The organism is Streptosporangiales bacterium (assembly GCA_009379955.1).
Taxonomy (GTDB): domain Bacteria; phylum Actinomycetota; class Actinomycetes; order Streptosporangiales; family WHST01; genus WHST01.
The window spans coordinates 1-16,722 of record WHST01000137.1 but is presented as its reverse complement, the minus strand read 5'-3'; the positions used below and the strand labels follow the sequence as shown (position 1 = coordinate 16,722).

General features: G+C 72.5%; 17 protein-coding genes. 2 read left to right on the top strand and 15 right to left on the bottom strand.

Annotated elements, in window-relative coordinates:
* Window positions 1–166: 166 nt before the first annotated feature.
* The 13 genes from ftsY to GEV10_27860 all read right to left on the bottom strand — a co-directional run bounded on the left by ftsY (window position 167) and on the right by GEV10_27860 (window position 11,375).
* Complete coding sequence (ftsY, locus tag GEV10_27920; GenBank protein MQA82245.1) at window positions 167–1,297, bottom strand: signal recognition particle-docking protein FtsY; 1,131 nt, start codon at window positions 1,295–1,297, stop codon at window positions 167–169.
* 92 nt (window positions 1,298–1,389) lie between these two features.
* Window positions 1,390–1,914: a hypothetical protein gene (locus GEV10_27915; GenBank protein ID MQA82244.1), complete on the bottom strand. Its 525-nt coding sequence runs from the start codon at window positions 1,912–1,914 to the stop codon at window positions 1,390–1,392.
* Window positions 1,915–2,084: 170 nt separating this feature from the next.
* Complete coding sequence (locus GEV10_27910) at window positions 2,085–2,705, bottom strand: HAD-IA family hydrolase (protein MQA82243.1); 621 nt, start codon at window positions 2,703–2,705, stop codon at window positions 2,085–2,087.
* Window positions 2,702–6,247, bottom strand: a complete 3,546-nt coding sequence (smc, locus tag GEV10_27905; protein MQA82242.1) for a chromosome segregation protein SMC — start codon at window positions 6,245–6,247, stop codon at window positions 2,702–2,704. The genes GEV10_27910 and smc overlap by 4 nt, the downstream gene beginning before the upstream one ends.
* 220 nt (window positions 6,248–6,467) lie before the next feature.
* Window positions 6,468–6,668, bottom strand: coding sequence for a hypothetical protein (locus tag GEV10_27900; GenBank protein ID MQA82241.1), 201 nt, complete (start codon window positions 6,666–6,668; stop codon window positions 6,468–6,470).
* A gap of 188 nt (window positions 6,669–6,856) precedes the next feature.
* Window positions 6,857–7,717 (bottom strand): bifunctional DNA-formamidopyrimidine glycosylase/DNA-(apurinic or apyrimidinic site) lyase, encoded by an 861-nt coding sequence (gene mutM / locus GEV10_27895; protein MQA82240.1) that lies wholly within the window; start codon window positions 7,715–7,717, stop codon window positions 6,857–6,859.
* Window positions 7,718–7,728: 11 nt separating this feature from the next.
* A complete protein-coding gene (locus GEV10_27890; GenBank protein ID MQA82239.1) occupies window positions 7,729–8,457 on the bottom strand; it encodes a ribonuclease III in 729 nt (242 codons plus the stop codon).
* The gene (locus GEV10_27885) at window positions 8,457–8,813 is read right to left on the bottom strand and encodes a hypothetical protein (GenBank protein ID MQA82238.1); all 357 of its coding nucleotides are present in this window, start codon (window positions 8,811–8,813) and stop codon (window positions 8,457–8,459) included. The genes GEV10_27890 and GEV10_27885 overlap by 1 nt, the downstream gene beginning before the upstream one ends.
* 66 nt (window positions 8,814–8,879) lie before the next feature.
* The gene (rpmF, locus tag GEV10_27880; protein ID MQA82237.1) at window positions 8,880–9,068 is read right to left on the bottom strand and encodes a 50S ribosomal protein L32; all 189 of its coding nucleotides are present in this window, start codon (window positions 9,066–9,068) and stop codon (window positions 8,880–8,882) included.
* 1 nt (window position 9,069) lies between these two features.
* Window positions 9,070–9,588 (bottom strand): DUF177 domain-containing protein, encoded by a 519-nt coding sequence (locus GEV10_27875; GenBank protein ID MQA82236.1) that lies wholly within the window; start codon window positions 9,586–9,588, stop codon window positions 9,070–9,072.
* A gap of 201 nt (window positions 9,589–9,789) precedes the next feature.
* Complete coding sequence (locus GEV10_27870; protein MQA82235.1) at window positions 9,790–10,281, bottom strand: hypothetical protein; 492 nt, start codon at window positions 10,279–10,281, stop codon at window positions 9,790–9,792.
* Between the two features lie 27 nt (window positions 10,282–10,308).
* Window positions 10,309–10,788, bottom strand: a complete 480-nt coding sequence (gene coaD / locus GEV10_27865) for a pantetheine-phosphate adenylyltransferase (protein MQA82234.1) — start codon at window positions 10,786–10,788, stop codon at window positions 10,309–10,311.
* Complete coding sequence (locus GEV10_27860) at window positions 10,788–11,375, bottom strand: 16S rRNA (guanine(966)-N(2))-methyltransferase RsmD (GenBank protein MQA82233.1); 588 nt, start codon at window positions 11,373–11,375, stop codon at window positions 10,788–10,790. Before GEV10_27860 ends, coaD begins: the two co-directional genes overlap by 1 nt.
* A gap of 36 nt (window positions 11,376–11,411) precedes the next feature.
* On the opposite strand from GEV10_27860, the gene GEV10_27855 reads away from it, so the two are divergent.
* Window positions 11,412–12,194: a dienelactone hydrolase family protein gene (locus tag GEV10_27855; protein MQA82232.1), complete on the top strand. Its 783-nt coding sequence runs from the start codon at window positions 11,412–11,414 to the stop codon at window positions 12,192–12,194.
* Between the two features lie 136 nt (window positions 12,195–12,330).
* Here GEV10_27855 and recG read toward each other — a convergent pair whose 3' ends face one another.
* On the bottom strand, window positions 12,331–14,526 hold the full coding sequence (gene recG / locus GEV10_27850; protein MQA82231.1) for an ATP-dependent DNA helicase RecG: 2,196 nt from the start codon (window positions 14,524–14,526) through the stop codon (window positions 12,331–12,333).
* Between the two features lie 15 nt (window positions 14,527–14,541).
* Window positions 14,542–16,020, bottom strand: a complete 1,479-nt coding sequence (locus GEV10_27845; protein ID MQA82230.1) for a DAK2 domain-containing protein — start codon at window positions 16,018–16,020, stop codon at window positions 14,542–14,544.
* A gap of 169 nt (window positions 16,021–16,189) precedes the next feature.
* On the opposite strand from GEV10_27845, the gene rpmB reads away from it, so the two are divergent.
* Window positions 16,190–16,375 carry a 50S ribosomal protein L28 gene (gene rpmB / locus GEV10_27840; protein MQA82229.1) on the top strand — a complete coding sequence of 62 codons (186 nt, stop codon included), beginning with the start codon at window positions 16,190–16,192 and terminating at the stop codon, window positions 16,373–16,375.
* Window positions 16,376–16,722 lie beyond the last annotated feature (347 nt).

Sequence of the window (16,722 nt, the reverse complement as noted above, 5' to 3'; positions counted from 1 at the left end):
TGGAACCGGCGCCCACCCCAGGCGACAACCGGGCCACCGCCCTACCCCCCACCCCGCAAACACCTCAACCACACCCCACAACACCCCACCACGGCCACACCACCACCCCACGTGAACAATCGAGGTTAACGTGATCAACGGCGCGGGCGGCGAGCCCATGGACGAGTCAGTCCTCGGCGAGCAGCGCGTCGACGAATCCCTCGGGGGTGAACGGCGCCAGGTCGTCTGGTCCCTCGCCGAGGCCCACGAGCTTCACCGGGACGCCGAGCTCGCGCTGCACGGCGATGACGATGCCACCCTTCGCGGTGCCGTCGAGCTTGGTCAGCACCAGGCCCGTGACGTCGACGACCTCGGCGAACACCCGTGCCTGGACGAGCCCGTTCTGGCCCGTCGTGGCATCGATCACGAGCAGCACCTCGTCGACGGCGGCCTGTTTCTCGACCACCCGCTTGACCTTGCCCAGCTCGTCCATGAGTCCCTGCTTGGTGTGCAGGCGTCCCGCCGTGTCGACGAGGACGGCGTCGACCTCGCTCTCGACACCGTGACGCACGGCCTCGAACGCGACACTGGCGGGGTCGGCGTGTTCCGCGCCGCGCACGACCTCGGCGCCGACCCGGGTGCCCCACGTCTCCAGCTGGTCCGCGGCTGCGGCGCGGAACGTGTCGGCCGCGCCGAGGACGACCTTCCTGCCCTCGGCGACGAGCACCCGGCCGAGCTTGCCGACCGTCGTGGTCTTGCCGGTGCCGTTGACACCGACGACGAGGACGACGGCCGGCGCACCGCCGTGGCGGGTGGCGCGTACCTCACGGTCGAGGTCCGTGCCGAGCTGGTAGAGCAGCTCCTCGCGGAGCAGCAGCCGGAGCTGGTCCGGCGTACGCGTGCCGAGGACCCGGACCCGCGTCCTGAGGTTGTCGACGATGTGCCGGGTGGGTGTGACGCCGACGTCGGCGGCTAGCAGGCTCTCCTCGACCTCGTCCCAGGTGTCGTCGTCGAGGATGTCGCGCGACAGCAGCGTCAGCAGGCCGCGGCCGAGGGTGCCCTGCGTGCGGGCGAGCCGCGCGCGCAGCCGCACCAGGCGACCGGCGGCGGAGGCGGGAACCTCGATCTCGGGAGCGGCGGGCTCCGCGGTCGCCACCGCCGTGGCGGGCTCGACGGAGGTGTCCCCCACGTCGTCGACGTCGGTCGCTGGTGCCGTGGTCGCAGCGGCCGTCGTGTCGGGGCCGGCGGTCGGCCCGGGACGCCGCCGGCGGCGCAGGCCGCCGACGACGAGCCCGACGACGGCAACGGCCGCGACCACACAGATCGCGATGACGAGAAGGAGATAGTCGGCCACGAGCGCGAGTCTTCCAGAGGCGGCACGCCGCCGAGAGGTCCACCCTTCCCGGACTCTTACCGCAGGCGGTTCGACCCCGCGCCGGCCTTGGTGCCCGCCTTCGCGGCGGACTTGGCCAGGATCTTCGCCCGCGGCTTCGCGGGTGCCTTCGCGGCCGCCGGACGTTCCGGCAGCGCGGGCATCGGCGGCGGCGGTGTGGCCCGCTGCGGGTGTCGCTCGGGACGCGCGGCCACCGGGGTGAACGGGTGGCCGGGCGCCTCGGACGGCGGCACCGGGCTTGCCGGCGCACGCCGTGCCGGCGCCTCACCCACGAGACTCTGCAGCCGCTTGTCCGTGTGTTCGACCGCCGTCTTGACCCTGCCCACGGCAGGAGCCGCCCGCTCGGCGGCCGACGCCACCCGATCCGCCATCGGACGCAGCCGCTGCGCCGTCGGACGGAACTTCTCCTGTGCCGCCTCGACCCGCGGGTACGGGTCGAGACCTGGCGGCAGTCGGTGGCCTTGCCGCGGATACGCCGCGAAAGCCAGCACGACCAGTGCCGGAACCAGGAGAACGAGAAGGACGATGAACATCACGAGCATCGGCTACCCCCTTGAGCCTCTCCACCATTGTCTCACCACGAGTGCGAGACGCCAGGGTCATGCGACCGGTTTACGGGATGATCTTCGCAACATTTCGGACACAGGCCCCGGTGTCCACGGCCACCCCGTGAAGCACGGCAGGGCTCACCGACCACAGGATCGCGCACCTGCTACAGGACGGGGGCGAGGGTCTCCTCGAGGTCGTCGAGGCCGACGTAGACGTGGGCCTGCATGCCGACCGCGCGGGCGACGTCGACGTTGATGGCCTCGTCGTCGACGAACAGGCAGCGGTCGACCTCGACGCCGGCCATCTGGGCGGCGGCGAAGTAGAAGGTGGGCTCGGGCTTCGCCACCCGCAGCCGAGCCGAGCTGACCACGACGTCGAGGAGGTCGGTGAGGTCGAGCGCGTCGAGTTCGCTCTCCAGTCGCGTCGTGGCGTTGCTGGTGAGCACGATCGTGACCCCGGCCTCGCGTACGCGGGCCACGAGGGCGCGGACGTCGTCGTCGACGGAGCCCAGCGGCTCGCTCCAGTCGGCCACGAGGTCGGCGGCGACCTCGATGCCGTACGTCGGCAGCAGCGCGGCGGCGACGGTCCTGCGCCACTCGTCGTCGCTCAGCTCGCCGACGACCGCACGGTGCAGGAGGTCGGGCTCGAACGCGGTGCGGTACAGGGTGCCCTCGGGCACCTCGTACCGGCGCTCGAGCTCGACCGTCACCGAGGGGTCCCACACGCGCAGCACGCCGTCGAGGTCGATCAGCAACGCGTCGAACGGTCGCTCCCCCGCAGTCACACCGACTCGGCTTCGCGCATGCGCTGACCGATCACCGACGTGACGCCGTCGCCGCGCATGCTCACGCCGTAGAGGCTGTCGGCGATCTCCATCGTCGGCTTCTGGTGCGTGATGACGACGAGCTGGCTCGACTCACGCAACTCCTCGAGGATCGTGAGCAGCCGCCGCAGGTTGGTGTCGTCGAGCGCCGCCTCGACCTCGTCGAGGACGTAGAACGGGCTCGGCCGCGCCTTGAAGATGGCGACGAGCAGTGCGATCGCGACCAGCGACCGCTCACCACCGGACAGCAGCGACAGCCGCTTGACCTTCTTGCCCGGCGGACGCGCCTCGACCTCCACGCCCGTCGACAGCATGTCGTTGGGCTCGGTGAGGACGAGGCGACCCTCGCCACCGGGGAACAGGCGGGAGAAGACCGACTCGAACTCCCGTGCGGTGTCCTCGTAGGCGCTGCGGAAGACCTGCTCGATCCTGTCGTCGACCTCGCGCACGACCGTGAGCAGGTCGCGGCGCGTGGCCTTGAGGTCCTCCAACTGCTCGCTGAGGAACTTGTGGCGCTCCTCGAGCGCGGAGAACTCCTCCAGGGCGAGCGGGTTGACCTTGCCCAGCAGGGTCAGCTGACGCTCGGCCGCCCGCAGCCGCTTCTCCTGCGCAGTGCGCTCGTACGCGATCGGCTCGGCCGACTCGCCGTCCTCGCCGACCTGCGGGATCGGGCACTCGGGTCCGTACTCGGCGACGACCGCGGACACCTCGATGCCCAGCTCGTCGAGCGCACGCTGCTCCAGCTGCTCGATCCGCGTGCGCTGCTCCGCCCGGGCCAGCTCCGTGCCGTGGACGACGTCGGTGAGCTTGTCGAGCTCGGAGGTGAGCTCGCGCAGGGTGGAGCGCAGCGACCGGAACTCGGCCTCACGCGCGGTGCGGCCGCGCTCGGCGTCACCACGCTCCTCGGCCGCGCGGGCGAGCGAGCTCTCGATGCACGTCAACGCGTACGCCGCGCCCTTGGCGACGGCCTCGGCCACCCTGGCCTCGCGCTGCCGGCGCTCGCGCCTTCGCTCCGCGCGCTCCCGTGCCGCCCGCTCGGCCACCGCCGCGCGTTCGAGCTGCTCGGCCCTGCCGGTGAGCGCACGGACGCGCTCCTCGACGGTACGGACCGCGAGCCTGGCCTCCATCTCGCGGGCCCTGGCGTCGTCGACGGCTGTGCGCAGCCGGTCGCGGTAGCCGGTGTCGGGCTCGGTCTCGTCGTCGGGCAGCGCCTCGGCCGCATGCAGCCGCTCCTCGAGCTCGGCAAGGCCGCTGAGGTCGTGGTCACGCGCCTGCTCGGCCGCGGCCACCGACCTGGCGAGCCGGTCGGCCTCCGCCGTCGCGGCGCGTGCCGCTGACCCGAGCTGCGCCAGCTGCTCGGTCACCGCGGACATGCGGGCGTCGGACTCGTGCAGCCGGTCGAGCGCCTCCTCGACGGCCCGCTCGGCCCGCTCCTGCTCCTCCGTCGCCGTGGTGAGCGCGAACGTGGCGCGCTCGGACCTGTGCTGCGACTCGGTCAGCTTCTCGGCGGCCTCGTCGACGGCCGCCTGCACCTCGATGAGGCTCGGCGCGCTCGTCGAGCCACCCCGTGCCCGGTGCGTGCCGAGCAGGTCGCCGTCCCTGGTGACGGCCTGCAGCTCCGGGTGCGCCGCGACGATCGCGCGGGCGGCGGACAGGTCGTCGACCACGACCACCTTGTCGAGGAGCCGGGTGAGTGACGGCCGCATGGCGGCGGGGCAATCGACGAGGTCGACGGCGTACGTCGTGCCCAGCGGCGCCTCGGGCCAGCCGGAGCGGTCGGCGGAGGCGCCGGAGACGAGGACGTCGACGCGGCCGGCCTCGCCGCGCTTGAGCCAGCCGAGGGCGTGAGCCGCCGACTCGACCGACTCGACGGCGACCGCGTCGGCGACCGCGCCGAGCGCGGCGGCGACGGCGGCCTCGGCGCCGGACCGTACGTTGACCAGCGCCGCGACGGACCCCAGCAGGCCGGACACCTCGTCGGTCGCCGCGAGGAGCGCACCGGCGCCGTCCTTGCGGGCGAGGCCGAGCTCGAGCGCCTCCTTGCGGGCGACGAGGGCGGCGCGCTCCCGCTCGGCGTCGTGGACCTCGCGCTGCAGGTCCTGGACGCGGTTCTTCGCGGACTCGAGGGAGACGACGGCACGCTCGTGCCGCGCGTCGAGGTCGACCTCGCCCTCGTCGAGGTTGACGACGGTGCCCTCGACCGCGGCGTACTCCTGCCGCGCCTGCTCGGCGCGCGCACGGGCGTCGTCGAGCGCCGTGGTCAGCCGGCCGATCTCGGCGACGGCGGCGGATGCGCGGCTGCGCAGCGCCGCGACCTCACCGCGTAGCTTGACGAGGTTCTCGCGCCGGTCGGCCTCCGCCCGCTGGGCGGCGGCGACGCGCTGCTCCTCCGCGGCGAGCGTGGACTCGGTGGTCGACCGGTGCCCGACCGCCTCGGCGAGCGCACCCTGGGCGGTCGTCAGCTCGGTCGCGAGCTCGCCCTCGCGGGTGCGCACCTCCCGCGCCTCGGCCTCGAGCGCCTCGGGATCGCGTCCGGTGCGCTCCTCCTCCGGCTCCTCGGCCAGGTGCCTGACGCGTTCGGTGGCCAGCCCCTCGGTGCCGCGGAAGCGCTCCCGCAGCGAGGTCAGCCGGTACCAGACCTCCTGCGCGCGGGCGAGGTACGGCGCCGCCTCACGCTCCAGCTCCTCCAGCTCCGCCTCGCGCCGTTGTGCGGCAGCGAGCTGTGCCTCGACCGACGCGCGCCGGTCCCTGGTCTCCGTCTCGTCGGCGACCTCCTGCTCGAGCTGGCCGCGCAGGGTCACGAGGTCGTCGGCGAGCAGCCGCAGCTTGGCGTCGCGGACATCGGCCTGGATCGTCGCCGCCTTGCGCGCGACCTCGGCCTGCTTGCCGAGCGGCTTCAGCTGGCGCCTGATCTCGGCGGTGAGGTCGGACACGCGCGTCAGGTTGGCCTGCATCGCGTCGAGCTTGCGGAGCGCCTTCTCCTTGCGCTTGCGGTGCTTGAGGACGCCCGCGGCCTCCTCGATGAAGCCGCGGCGTCCCTCGGGGGACGCGAGCACGACCGCGTCGAGCTGGCCCTGACCGACGATGACATGCATCTCGCGGCCGATGCCGGAGTCGGAGAGCAGCTCCTGGATGTCGAGGAGTCGCGCCGGGTTGCCGTTGATCGCGTACTCGCTCTGGCCGGACCGGAACATCAGCCGGCTGATGGTGACCTCGGAGTACTCGATCGGCAGGGCGCCGTCGGTGTTGTCGATCGTGAGGACGACCTCGGCACGGCCCAGCGGCGGACGGCCGGCCGTGCCGGCGAAGATGACGTCCTCCATCTTGCCGCCGCGCAGCGACTTCGCGCCCTGCTCACCCATCACCCACGACAGGGCGTCGACCACGTTGGACTTGCCCGAGCCGTTCGGCCCCACCACGCAGGTGATGCCCGGCTCGAACTTCAGCGTCGTCGACGAGGCGAAGGACTTGAAACCGCGAAGCGTCAGGCTCTTCAGATGCAACGCATCGCTCCCCAGGCGTCGTCAGGCCGGCCGGGTCGACCGGCCGGGTCGTGATATTCGTGCAGCGGGGAAGCTGGCCACCCACAGTACCGGGGAGCCGCCTCGGACCGACATCCGCCGCGCCGACGGGGTCGTCACCACACGAGGAAGATCGCCGGACATGCCAGAGGGGACGCACCCGCGTCCCCTCGTTGCCAGCGATGCTGGCCGGTACGGCGCCTCAGGTGAGTGCCGGCTCCACATGTTGCTCGGTCAACGTCAGCAGCTCCTCGTGGGACACGGCGGCGGCGAGCACGTCGTTCTCCCGCTTGACGCGAATCAACTCGTCCTCCAGATCGCGTACTCGTCGCTGCAGGCGGCGCACCTCAGACACCATGCGGGGGTCTGGACCACCCACATGGCCGTAAAGCGCCTTTGCCATCAGACCTCCACACCTCGTCAGAAAGGGTGACGTTGGACATCGCGCCTGGGGGACCCGCCCAGAAACGAAACGCAGCTGGTCCCGGCACAGAACTGTCCGCATCAAGAGTCGCACCTCGACCTGACCAGGGTCAAGGCGGGGTGCCCGTCTGGCCTGTCGCCCCGGGAAATCCCCAGATTTCGGGCCTCCTACCGTGCCCGGCGCGGTCGCGGTTGACACCGCGGACAGGTGTACGACGAACGGTTCATGAACGCCTCCCTGCGGATCGGCGTGCCGCATTCGTCGCAGGGTTCGCCCTCGCGTCCGTAGACGTGCAGGGAACGGTCGAAGTATCCGCTTTCGCCGTTGACGTTGACGTAGAGCGAGTCGAAGGACGTACCGCCCGCAGTCAGGGCCGCCGCCATGACCGCACGCACCCCCGCCACCACCCGCCGTGACTCGGCCCGGGTGACGCCCTCGGTGGCGCGCGCGCCGTGCAGCCCGGCCTGCCACAGCGCCTCGTCGGCGTAGATGTTGCCCACGCCGCTGACGAACGACTGGTCGAGCAGCGCTCGCTTGAGTCCGGTGCGCCGTCGACGCAGCGTGCGGAAGAACGCGTCCTCGTCGAACCCGGGGTCGAGTGGATCCCTCGCGATGTGCGCGATCTCGGCGGGTGGGTCGCCGGGACGCTCCGCAGCGGGCGCGACGAACAGGCCGCCGAACGTACGCTGGTCGACGAACCTGAGCTCACCGGCGCCGTCGGCGAACGCGACCCGCACGCGCAGGTGCGGACCGTCGGGCGCACCCGGCTCGACGACGAGGAGCTGACCGCTCATACCGAGATGCCCGACGAGGACGTCGGGGGCGTCGAGCGGTAGCCACAGGTACTTGCCGCGGCGGTGCGCCGCCTCGATCCGGCGGCCGCGCAGGCGCGCCGCGAAGTCGGCGTCGCCGGCGACGTGCCGCCGGACCGCGCGCGGGTGGCGCACCTCGACGTGCTCGACGGGACGCCCGACGACCCAGCGGGCCAGACCGGTTCTGACGACCTCGACCTCCGGCAGCTCGGGCACCGGCGGCGACCCTAGTCGGCGTCGTCGGGAGGCGCGGACGCGACGCGGTCGCGGAGCGCCTGCCAGGCGACCTCGGCCGCCTGCTGCTCGGCCTCCTTCTTGCTCCGGCCCTCACCCGTGCCCAGGGGGTTGCCGCCCACGACCGCCGTGGCGCGGAACGCCTTGCAGTGGTCCGGGCCGTCCTCCTCGACGACGTACTCGGGGACGCCGAGCATCTGCTGGGCCGTGAGCTCCTGCAGCGAGGTCTTCCAGTCGAGCCCGGCGCCGAGGGTCGCCGACTCGGCGATGAGGGGGTCGAACAGCCGGTGGATGAACGACCTGGCGAGGTCCATGCCGCCGGACAGGTACACCGCGCCGATCAGGGCCTCGAGAGCGTCGGCGAGGATCGAGGACTTGTCGCGACCGCCGGTGTTCTCCTCGCCCTTGCCGAGCTTCAGGTGCGAGCCGACGTCGAGGGTGCGGCTGACGCCGGCGAGCGCGCGCATGTTGACGACCGCCGCGCGCAGCTTGGCCAGCTGTCCCTCGGGCAGGTCGGGGAAGGTGCGGTACAGCGTGTCGGTGACGATGATGCCGAGGACGGCGTCGCCGAGGAACTCCAGCCGCTCGTTGGTCGGCAGCCCGCCGTGCTCGTAGGCGTACGACCGGTGGACGAGCGCGAGCTCGAGCAGGCCGGTGTCGATCGGGACGACGAGAGAGTCGCGAAGCTTGTCGAGGTCGGCCCCGAAGTGCGCCTTCGCCATCACTGTCCCCTCGCCGTCGTCGCCGCCGCCGCCGAGCGCACCGTACGCGAGCCGGCGGCCGACGTCAGCGAACGCCACAGCTCGTCGGCCAGTCCCCCGACCGTGGCCGTGCGCACCAGCGCGAGGTCGTCGACCGACACCCGGAGCCGGAAGCGCCGGGTGATCTCGTCCTCCATGAGCTCCGCCGTCTCGATGACGGCGAGCGAGTCGGCGCCGAGATCACCGGCGAGGCGGGTGGCCGCAGTGACCGAGTCGGGCGGGATCTCCATCACGCGGCAGACCGCGGCGCGGGCGCAGTCGAAGGCGTCGTCGGGCGTGGGCACGACGACACTGCGCGTCGGGTCAGCGGACACCATGTCGCGAGACCGCCGGACGCAGATGGCACTGGACGGAGTCGGCTCGGCGCTGCACGGCGATGACTCCTATGCCGGCTCGATGACCTGCCGGCGCTGCCCGCGGGGACCGTACGTGCCACACGTGGGGCACGCGGTGTGCGGCAGCTTGGCCTCGCGGCACTGCGGGCAGGACACCAGCGTCGGCGCCTGGCCCTTCCACTGCGCGCGACGGTGCCGGGTGTTGCTGCGCGACATCTTGCGCTTCGGAACGGCCACGTCAGTTCTCCCTGTCGTCGTTCTCGTCGGTCATGCGTTCGTACAGTCCGGCGAGCTGCGCCCACCGCGGGTCGGCGCTCTCGTGCCGGTGCTCGGGCCCGGCCTCGGCGAGCCGGATCCCGCACTCGGCGCAGAGACCCGGACAGTCGTCGCCGCACACCGGGCTCGGCGGCAGCTCGAGCAGCACCGCGTCGCGCAGCGTCGGCTCGAGGTCGATCATGTCGGCCTCGAGCAGCGACTCCTCGTCGTCGACGTCGTCACCGGGATGGGCGAACAGTTCCTGCAGCCCGACCTCGACGTCAGCGGAGATCGGTTCCAGGCACCGCGCGCACTCCCCGGTGTAGGTCGTCCGTGCCGTTCCCGACACGAGCACGCCCTCGACCACCGACTCGAACCGCAGATCCAGCTCGATGTCGGTGCCCTCGGGCACACCGACGAGGGGCAACTCGAGGTCGGCCGGCGCAGGCACGGTCTGCCGGACCTTCTTCTCCGTGCCCGGCCGTCGGACCAGCGACCGCATGTCGAAGACCAGCGGTCCCCGCGGGTCAGTGCGGTGGTCGAGAGCGACGGTTCGTTCGGGCACAGAGATTCAGTTCACGCAGTTCCGGGCATGGCAAGGCGGCCTCGAGTAAGACCGCTGGCAAGGGTACCTGACGACGCCCGAAGCTGGACAATCGGGCATATCGCCCCGCGATCAGGAGCGCCCGGGCGACGGGACCGCTCAGGTGGGCTCGCGCTCTACCTCTCCGTCGCGGAGCCGGTCGAACCCGTGCGGGTCGCGCAGCCGGTCCCTCCCGCGGCTCACGGCGGAGAGGGTCTTCTGCAGCGTCACCTCGAAGCTGGCGAGCTTGGTGTCGCAGTACTCGTCGAGCTCGTTCCTGCGGTCCCTGATGTCGGTGTCGGCCTCGGCGAGCAGCCGGGCCGCCTCGTCCCTGGCCTCGCGGACGACGTCGCTGTCGGTCACGAGCCTCTCCCGCTCGGTGCGGGCGCGGTCGACGATGCGGACGGCCTCCTGGCGTCCCTCGTCGATGACGGCGTCGCGGTCGCGGAGCAGCAGCTCCGCGCGCTTGACGTCCTCGGGAAGCATGTCGCGAAGGTCGTCGAGCAGGTCGAGCAGCTGGCCGCGGTTGACCATGCAGGACGCGGACATCGGCACGGCCCTGGCCGACTCGACGACGTCCGCGATCTCATCGATCTTCTCGTACACGTCCACCGCTGCTCCGTCCCCGTTCACCGCCCGCTACTGCTCGGCCAGCCGCTCGACCAGCCGTGCCCGCACGCTGTCGGGCACCATGCCCGAGATGTCGCCACCGTACGTCGCGACCTCCTTGATGAGGCTCGATGAAAGGAAAGAATAGAGAGGGTTGGTGGCGACGAGCAGTGTCTCCACGCCGGTCAGTCGCACATTCATCTGTGCCATCTGCAGCTCGAAGTCGAAGTCGCTCACCGCGCGGATGCCCTTGACGATCGCCTGCACGTCGCGTTCGCGGCAGAAGTCGACGAGCAGCCCGTAGAACGACTCGACGGTGACGTTGTCGTACGGCGCCGTCACCTCGGCCAGCATCTCGAGCCGCTCCTCGACGGTGAAGAGGCCCTTCTTCGACTTGTTGATCAGGACGGCGACGACGACCTCGTCGGCGAGCTTCGCCGCGCGCTCGACGATGTCCAGGTGCCCGTTGGTCATCGGGTCGAACGAACCAGGACACACGACACGCAACACTAGGTCTCCCGCCTCTCACCCGCGCTATGCGCGTGACCGTACCAAAACGTCGCGTCCCCGTACCGTCTCGACGTGCCGGGATCGACGTCGTCCGGCCAGGGGAACGGCGCGTCCCTGCTCGCACGTTCGACCACGACGACGCCGCCGGTCGCGCACCAGCCGTTGCGCAGCAGGGCGGCGACCACGTCGCGCACATCCGCCGCGGGCAGCGGGTACGGCGGGTCGAGGAACAGCACGTCGTACGGCCCGCCGGCCGGCGGCGCCGCGGTGACCTGTTCCACGGGGCGCGAGACCACCACCGCGTCGTCGAGCCCGATGTCGCGGGCGTTCGCGGCGATCGCCCGCGCCGCGGACCGGTCGGACTCGACGAGCAGACCGTGCGAGGCGCCGCGGGACAGCGCCTCGAGACCGACGGCGCCGGTGCCGGCGTAGAGGTCGGCGAACCGCCTGCCCTCCCAGGAGCCGAGGCGGGAGGTGAGGCTCGCGAAGAGCGCCTCGCGTGCGCGCTCCGACGTCGGCCGGCCGGCGAACGTCCGCGGCACCGCGATCCGGCGGCCACCGGCGGTGCCCGCGACGATCCGCGTCACGGGTCGGCACCGTGGGCGGGCGGCGGATGCATCCTCATGGGCCTATCCTGCATCGTGGCTGGCGGGGGCCGTCGAGTCGAAGGGCACGTGTCGTCCATGGGAATCACCAGCCGGTCCGTGTTGGTACCGGCGCACGGGGCGGGCGCGATCCCGGCCCTGGTCGCGGAGCCACCGTCGGGAACGGGCCCCGGCATGCTCCTGGTCCACGAGATCTTCGGTGTCACCGACTACGTCAGGAGCCGGGCCGAGAGCCTCGCACGACTCGGCTACGTGGTGATCGTGCCCGACCTCTACTGGCGCCTGGCACGTGGCGTCGCGATCGACGAGGCGGCCGACGACGCGATCGAGCGCGGCCTGGAGTACCGGCGGCGGCTCGACTTCTCGATGGCCGTCGACGACGCCGTCACCTCGTTCGAGCACCTGCGCTCGATGCCCGCGGTGTACCGGCGCAGCGGCGTGCTCGGCTTCTGCCTCGGCGCCGGGATCGCGTTCGGCGTCGCGGCGCACGCAGGCCCCGCCGCGGCGGTGCTCTACTACGGCTCCGACATCGCCGCGCAGCTCGACCGGGCACCTGACGTGCGCTGCCCCGTGCTCTTCCACTGGGGTGGCGACGACGACTACGTGCCCGAGGCCACCAGGCATGCCGTGGCCGCCGCGTTCGCGCATCGCGACGACGTCGAGACGCACGTCTACCCCGGCGCCTCGCACGCGTTCGACAACGCCCGGTCGCCGGTCTTCTCCCGACCGGAGCAGGCGGCGGAGGCCTGGGCCCGTACCGAGGAGTTCCTCACCCGGACCGTCCCCGTCGGCCACCACTGATCCGCTGCCCCGCTGCGGCCCCGGCGCCCCTGCCTCGCCTTGTTGATCACGTCAACGTGATCAACAAGGACTTCACCTCATGCCGGGACGAGGTGAAGTCCCGGTCCACGAGGTGAAGGGCGCGGGGCGGGCCGGGTCAGCCCTTCTCGAGGTAGTCGGCGTCGTCGCCGAGCAAGGCCTCGATCTCCCGTGCGAGCGCGGGGTGCTCGGTGAGGTCGGGGTCGGAGGCGACGAGGGTCGCGGCCTCGTCGCGGGCGTCCTTGATGATGTCCTCGTCGCGCAGCAGCGTGAGCTGCTTCAGGTCGGTGCGGCCGTGCTGGCGGTCGGAGAGGATCGTGCCCTCCTTGCGCTGCTCGAGGTCGAGCCGCGACAGCCGGAACCCGTCGACGGTGGCGGAGACGGCCTCGAGCCGTTCCCTCGCCGGCGACTCCGCCTCGGCGTCGGTGACGAGCAGGCACAGCCCGGGTGCGCTTCCCCGGCCGACGCGGCCGCGGAGCTGGTGGAGCTGCGCGACGCCGAACCGGTCGGCGTCCATGACGACCATGACGGTCGCGTTGGGCACGTCGACGCCGACCTCGATCACGGTGGTCGCGACGAGGACGTCGTACTCGCCCAGGGCGAACCCGCGCATCACGGAGTCCTTGCGCTCGGCCGGCATGCGGCCGTGCAGGATGCCCACCCGCAGGTCGGCGAAGGGGCCCTCGGCGAGCTTGGGCGCCACGTCGAGCACCGCCATCGGCGGCCGGCGCGCGGCAGTGGCGGCGTCGTCCGTGTCGGTGTCCTCGTCGGCCTTCTCGTCGCCGATCCTGGGGCACACGACGTACGCCTGGTGGCCGGCGGCGATCTCCTCCGTGATGCGCTCCCAGGTGCGGGTGAGGTAGGCGGGGCGTTCGGCGGCGGGCACGACGTGGCTCGCGATCGTCGACCTGCCCGCGGGCAGCTCGCTCAGCGTCGAGACGTCGAGGTCGCCGTAGACGGTCATCGCGACCGTGCGCGGGATCGGCGTGGCCGTCATGACGAGCACGTGGGGCGGCGCCGTGCCCTTGGCGCGCAGTGCGTCGCGCTGCTCGACGCCGAACCTGTGCTGCTCGTCGACCACGACGAGTCCGAGGTCGGCGAACTGCACCTGGTCCTGGAGCAGCGCGTGGGTGCCGACGACGATGCCGGCCTGCCCCGACGCGGCGTCGAGCAGGGCGCGGCGGCGTTCGGTCTGCCCCATCGACCCGGTGAGCAGCACGACCTGGGTGCCGCGCTCGTCGCCGCCGAGCATGCCGCCCGTCGCGAGCGGCCCGAGCAGCTCGACGATCGACCGGTGGTGCTGCTGTGCCAGCACCTCGGTGGGCGCGAGGATGGCGGCCTGCCCGCCGGCGTCGATGACGGCGAGCATCGCCCGGACGGCGCAGACGGTCTTGCCGCTGCCGACCTCACCCTGCAGCAGCCGGTGCATCGGATGGCTGCGGCCGATGTCGGCGAGGATGTCCTCGCCGACCTGCCGCTGCCCCTCGGTGAGCGAGAACGGGAGCGCGTCGTCGAAGGCGTCGAGCAGCCCGTCGGCACTCGGCTTGCGCGGGGTCGCCGGCAACGCCTCCTGCGCGCGCCGCCGCCGCGCCAGCTCGACCTGCAGGACGAACGCCTCGTCCCACTTCAGCCGCCTGCGCGCGCGGCCGAGCTCGTCCCACTCCCCCGGCCGGTGCACCCCGACGAGCGCGTCACGCAGGCCCACCAGGTGGTGCCGCCTGCGGACGGACTCCGGCATCGGGTCGGCGTCGGCGTCGACATCAAGGTGGTCGAGCACGACGCGGACGGCGGCCTGGATGCGCCAGGACGGCAGCTTCGCCGTGGCCGGGTAGACCGGGATGAGCGCCCGCGCGAGCTCCTCGACGTCGTCGATCGAGGCGGCGGGGCCGTCGAGCACCTGGCAGTCGGGGTGCGCGAGCTGGCGCGTGCGGCGGTACGTCGAGACCTTGCCGGAGAACAGCCCGACGACACCCACGTGGAGCTGCTTCGCACGCCACTGCTGGTTGAAGAACGTGAGGCGCAGCTCGCCGTTGCCGTCGGTGACGACGACCTCGACGAGGGTGCGCGCGCCCTGCCGGGAGCCGAAGTGGCGCTGCTGGACAGGGCGGCTACTGCTCGACTTCACCCTGGCGAGCACCGTGACGTGCTCGTCCTCCCGCAGTGCGGCGAGGTCGGTCAGCTCGCCGCGCTTGGCATAGCGGCGGGGGTAGTGCCTGAGCAGGTCGTCGACCGTGACGACGTCGAGCTCGCGCTCGAGCGCCTTGGCCGTCTTGTCGCCGAGGACCGTCTTCAGGTTCGCGTCCAGTGCCGCCATGCCTCGTCCAGTCCCCTACTCCACTCCGACCGACACGGTGCCCGACGGCCCGCAGTCGTACGCCGCGACCTCGGCGCCGGGGACGATACGCGCCACGTGCTCGCGTACCGCGGCCACCAGGTCGCCGGGGGCGTCGGGGCCGCACACCAGGGTGACCAGTGTGGCCTGCCGCGGTGACAGCAACCGGTCGACGGCGCCGACCGTGCGCGTGACGGTGTCGGTGCCCTCGACGGGCACGTCGGCGCACCCGGTGGACGCGGCCGCGGCGGTCATGGTGACGGCGTCGTCATCGAACGCGCGGTCGACCTGGTGCACGGCGACGGCGGCGAGGCCCTGGACCGCGACGCGCACGGGCACCACGGCGACCCGGGCTCCGGCGGCGCGCCACCTGCCGGCGGCGTCCGCGGTCACGGCGACCGTGCTGCCGTCACCGGGGACGACGATCACCTCGGCACCCTGCGGCCGGGGCACGGCGGCGCACACCTCGTCGACCGTCGGCGGCGCGCCATCTCCGGCGGCTACCACCGCACGAGCGCCGGCGCTCTCGTACAGCTCCCCGAGGCCGGCGGTCGGCACGACGACGACGACGTGCCGGCGGCCGGTGGGGGCGACCCGCACCCCTGCCGCCAGGTGCGTGACCCGCACCCGGTGGGGGCGACCCGCACCGATGCCGGCCTCGACCGCCGCGCCGGCGTCGTCGACATGGACGTGGACGTTCCACTCGCCGTCACCGCCGACCACGACGAGGGAGTCACCGAGCCCGCCGAGCGTGTCGCGCAGCGCCTCGACCGCGTCGTCGGCGGCGTCGAGCAGGTACATCACCTCGTACGCGGGACCGACCGCGGCGAGCACCGGCGGCCGGACGCCGTCCCTGGGCGCGGGCACGTGCGGCAGGTCACCCGGCTCGCGAGGACGTCCCGCGCACGCCCGTGCGAGGGCCTCGAGGACGACCACGAGGCCCGCCCCGCCGGCGTCGACCACGCCCGCCTCGGCGAGCACGTCGAGCTGGTCGGGCGTGCGGTCGAGTGCCTCACGCGCCCCGCGGGCGGCCGCGTCGGCGACCGTCGCGAGGTCGGCGTGCCCGGTCGAGTCGACCTCGGCGGCGGACGCCGCCGCGGTGGCCACGGTGAGCATGGTGCCCTCGATCGGGTCGCCGACCGCGGCGTACGCGACGTCGGCGGCATGGCGTAGCGCCCGCGCGAGCGCGGGGCCGTCCGCCGGGGCGTGCTCGGCGACGCCGCGGAGCAGCTGGCTGAGGATGACCCCCGAGTTGCCCTGCGCCCCGAGCAGCGCCGCGCGCGACAGCGCGGCCCAGGCGTCGCCGGCCCGGTCCTCACCGGCCCGCGTCGCGAGGGCGTCGGCCGCCGCCGTCATCGTCAGGTGGAGGTTGGTGCCGGTGTCCGCGTCGGCCACGGGGAAGACGTTGAGCGCGTCGATCGCGTCGCGCACGCCGAACAGGTCGTCCGCCGCGGCGCGACACCAGTCGCGAAGCATCGCCGCGTCCAGGGCCGTTCCCACGAGCGCAGGGTATCCGTCCGCCTGTCCGGCCGCGGGATGTCGACACCCGGATTCGTCGCGCCCGGCGGTGGTCGGGTACGCTTTTGGGGCTGCCGATCACACGGCTGCCAATCCTGCACGTCTATCTATCTCGTTGGAGTTGACCGTGGCTGCCGTCTGCGACGTCTGTGGCAAGGGCCCGATGTTCGGCAACAACATCTCGCACTCGCACCGTCGCACCCGCCGCCGGTTCAACCCGAACATCCAGACCGTGCACGCCATGGTCGGCCGCACCCGCAAGCGGCTCAACGTCTGCACCTCCTGCCTCAAGCGGGGCCGGGTCGCCCGCTAGGGCACCGAGCAGGCCCCTGAGGGCAGGAGAGATGCAGCCCCCGGACGACACCCGCGACAGCCGTCGGCGCAGGCGTCGACTCCGGACCCGCGTGACCTTCCTGCTCTACCTCGTGCTCGCCGCGGCGATCCCGCTGTCGGTCCTCCTCTTCCGCGCCCTCTGACCACGGTCACCCCGCAATCCCGCCTGTGAGGGGCACCCTCACCGTGCCCTGGAGGCTGTTGCGCTTTGGGGTCCGGTGTGGTGATGGCGTGACTATGGGGAGGATGTGTGAGTCGGGGGGTGTGCCCGGGTCATGCTGGCTGGGTGGTCGCTGTGCTGGTGGTGAAGAGGCGCCGCAGGTTGTG

Bases quoted from the DNA above. Each gene is read 5' to 3' on its own strand.
- GEV10_27845 (MQA82230.1), bottom strand. From the start codon at position 16,020: ATGCTTCGCGACTGGTGTCGCGCCGCGGCGGACGACCTGTTCGGCGTG.
- GEV10_27855 (MQA82232.1), top strand. From the start codon at position 11,412: ATGGGCCTATCCTGCATCGTGGCTGGCGGGGGCCGTCGAGTCGAAGGG.
- GEV10_27915 (MQA82244.1), bottom strand. From the start codon at position 1,914: ATGCTCGTGATGTTCATCGTCCTTCTCGTTCTCCTGGTTCCGGCACTG.
- GEV10_27885 (MQA82238.1), bottom strand. From the start codon at position 8,813: ATGGTGTCCGCTGACCCGACGCGCAGTGTCGTCGTGCCCACGCCCGAC.
- GEV10_27875 (MQA82236.1), bottom strand. From the start codon at position 9,588: ATGCGGTCGCTGGTCCGACGGCCGGGCACGGAGAAGAAGGTCCGGCAG.
- GEV10_27900 (MQA82241.1), bottom strand. From the start codon at position 6,668: ATGGCAAAGGCGCTTTACGGCCATGTGGGTGGTCCAGACCCCCGCATG.
- recG (MQA82231.1), bottom strand. From the start codon at position 14,526: ATGGCGGCACTGGACGCGAACCTGAAGACGGTCCTCGGCGACAAGACG.
- GEV10_27890 (MQA82239.1), bottom strand. From the start codon at position 8,457: ATGGCGAAGGCGCACTTCGGGGCCGACCTCGACAAGCTTCGCGACTCT.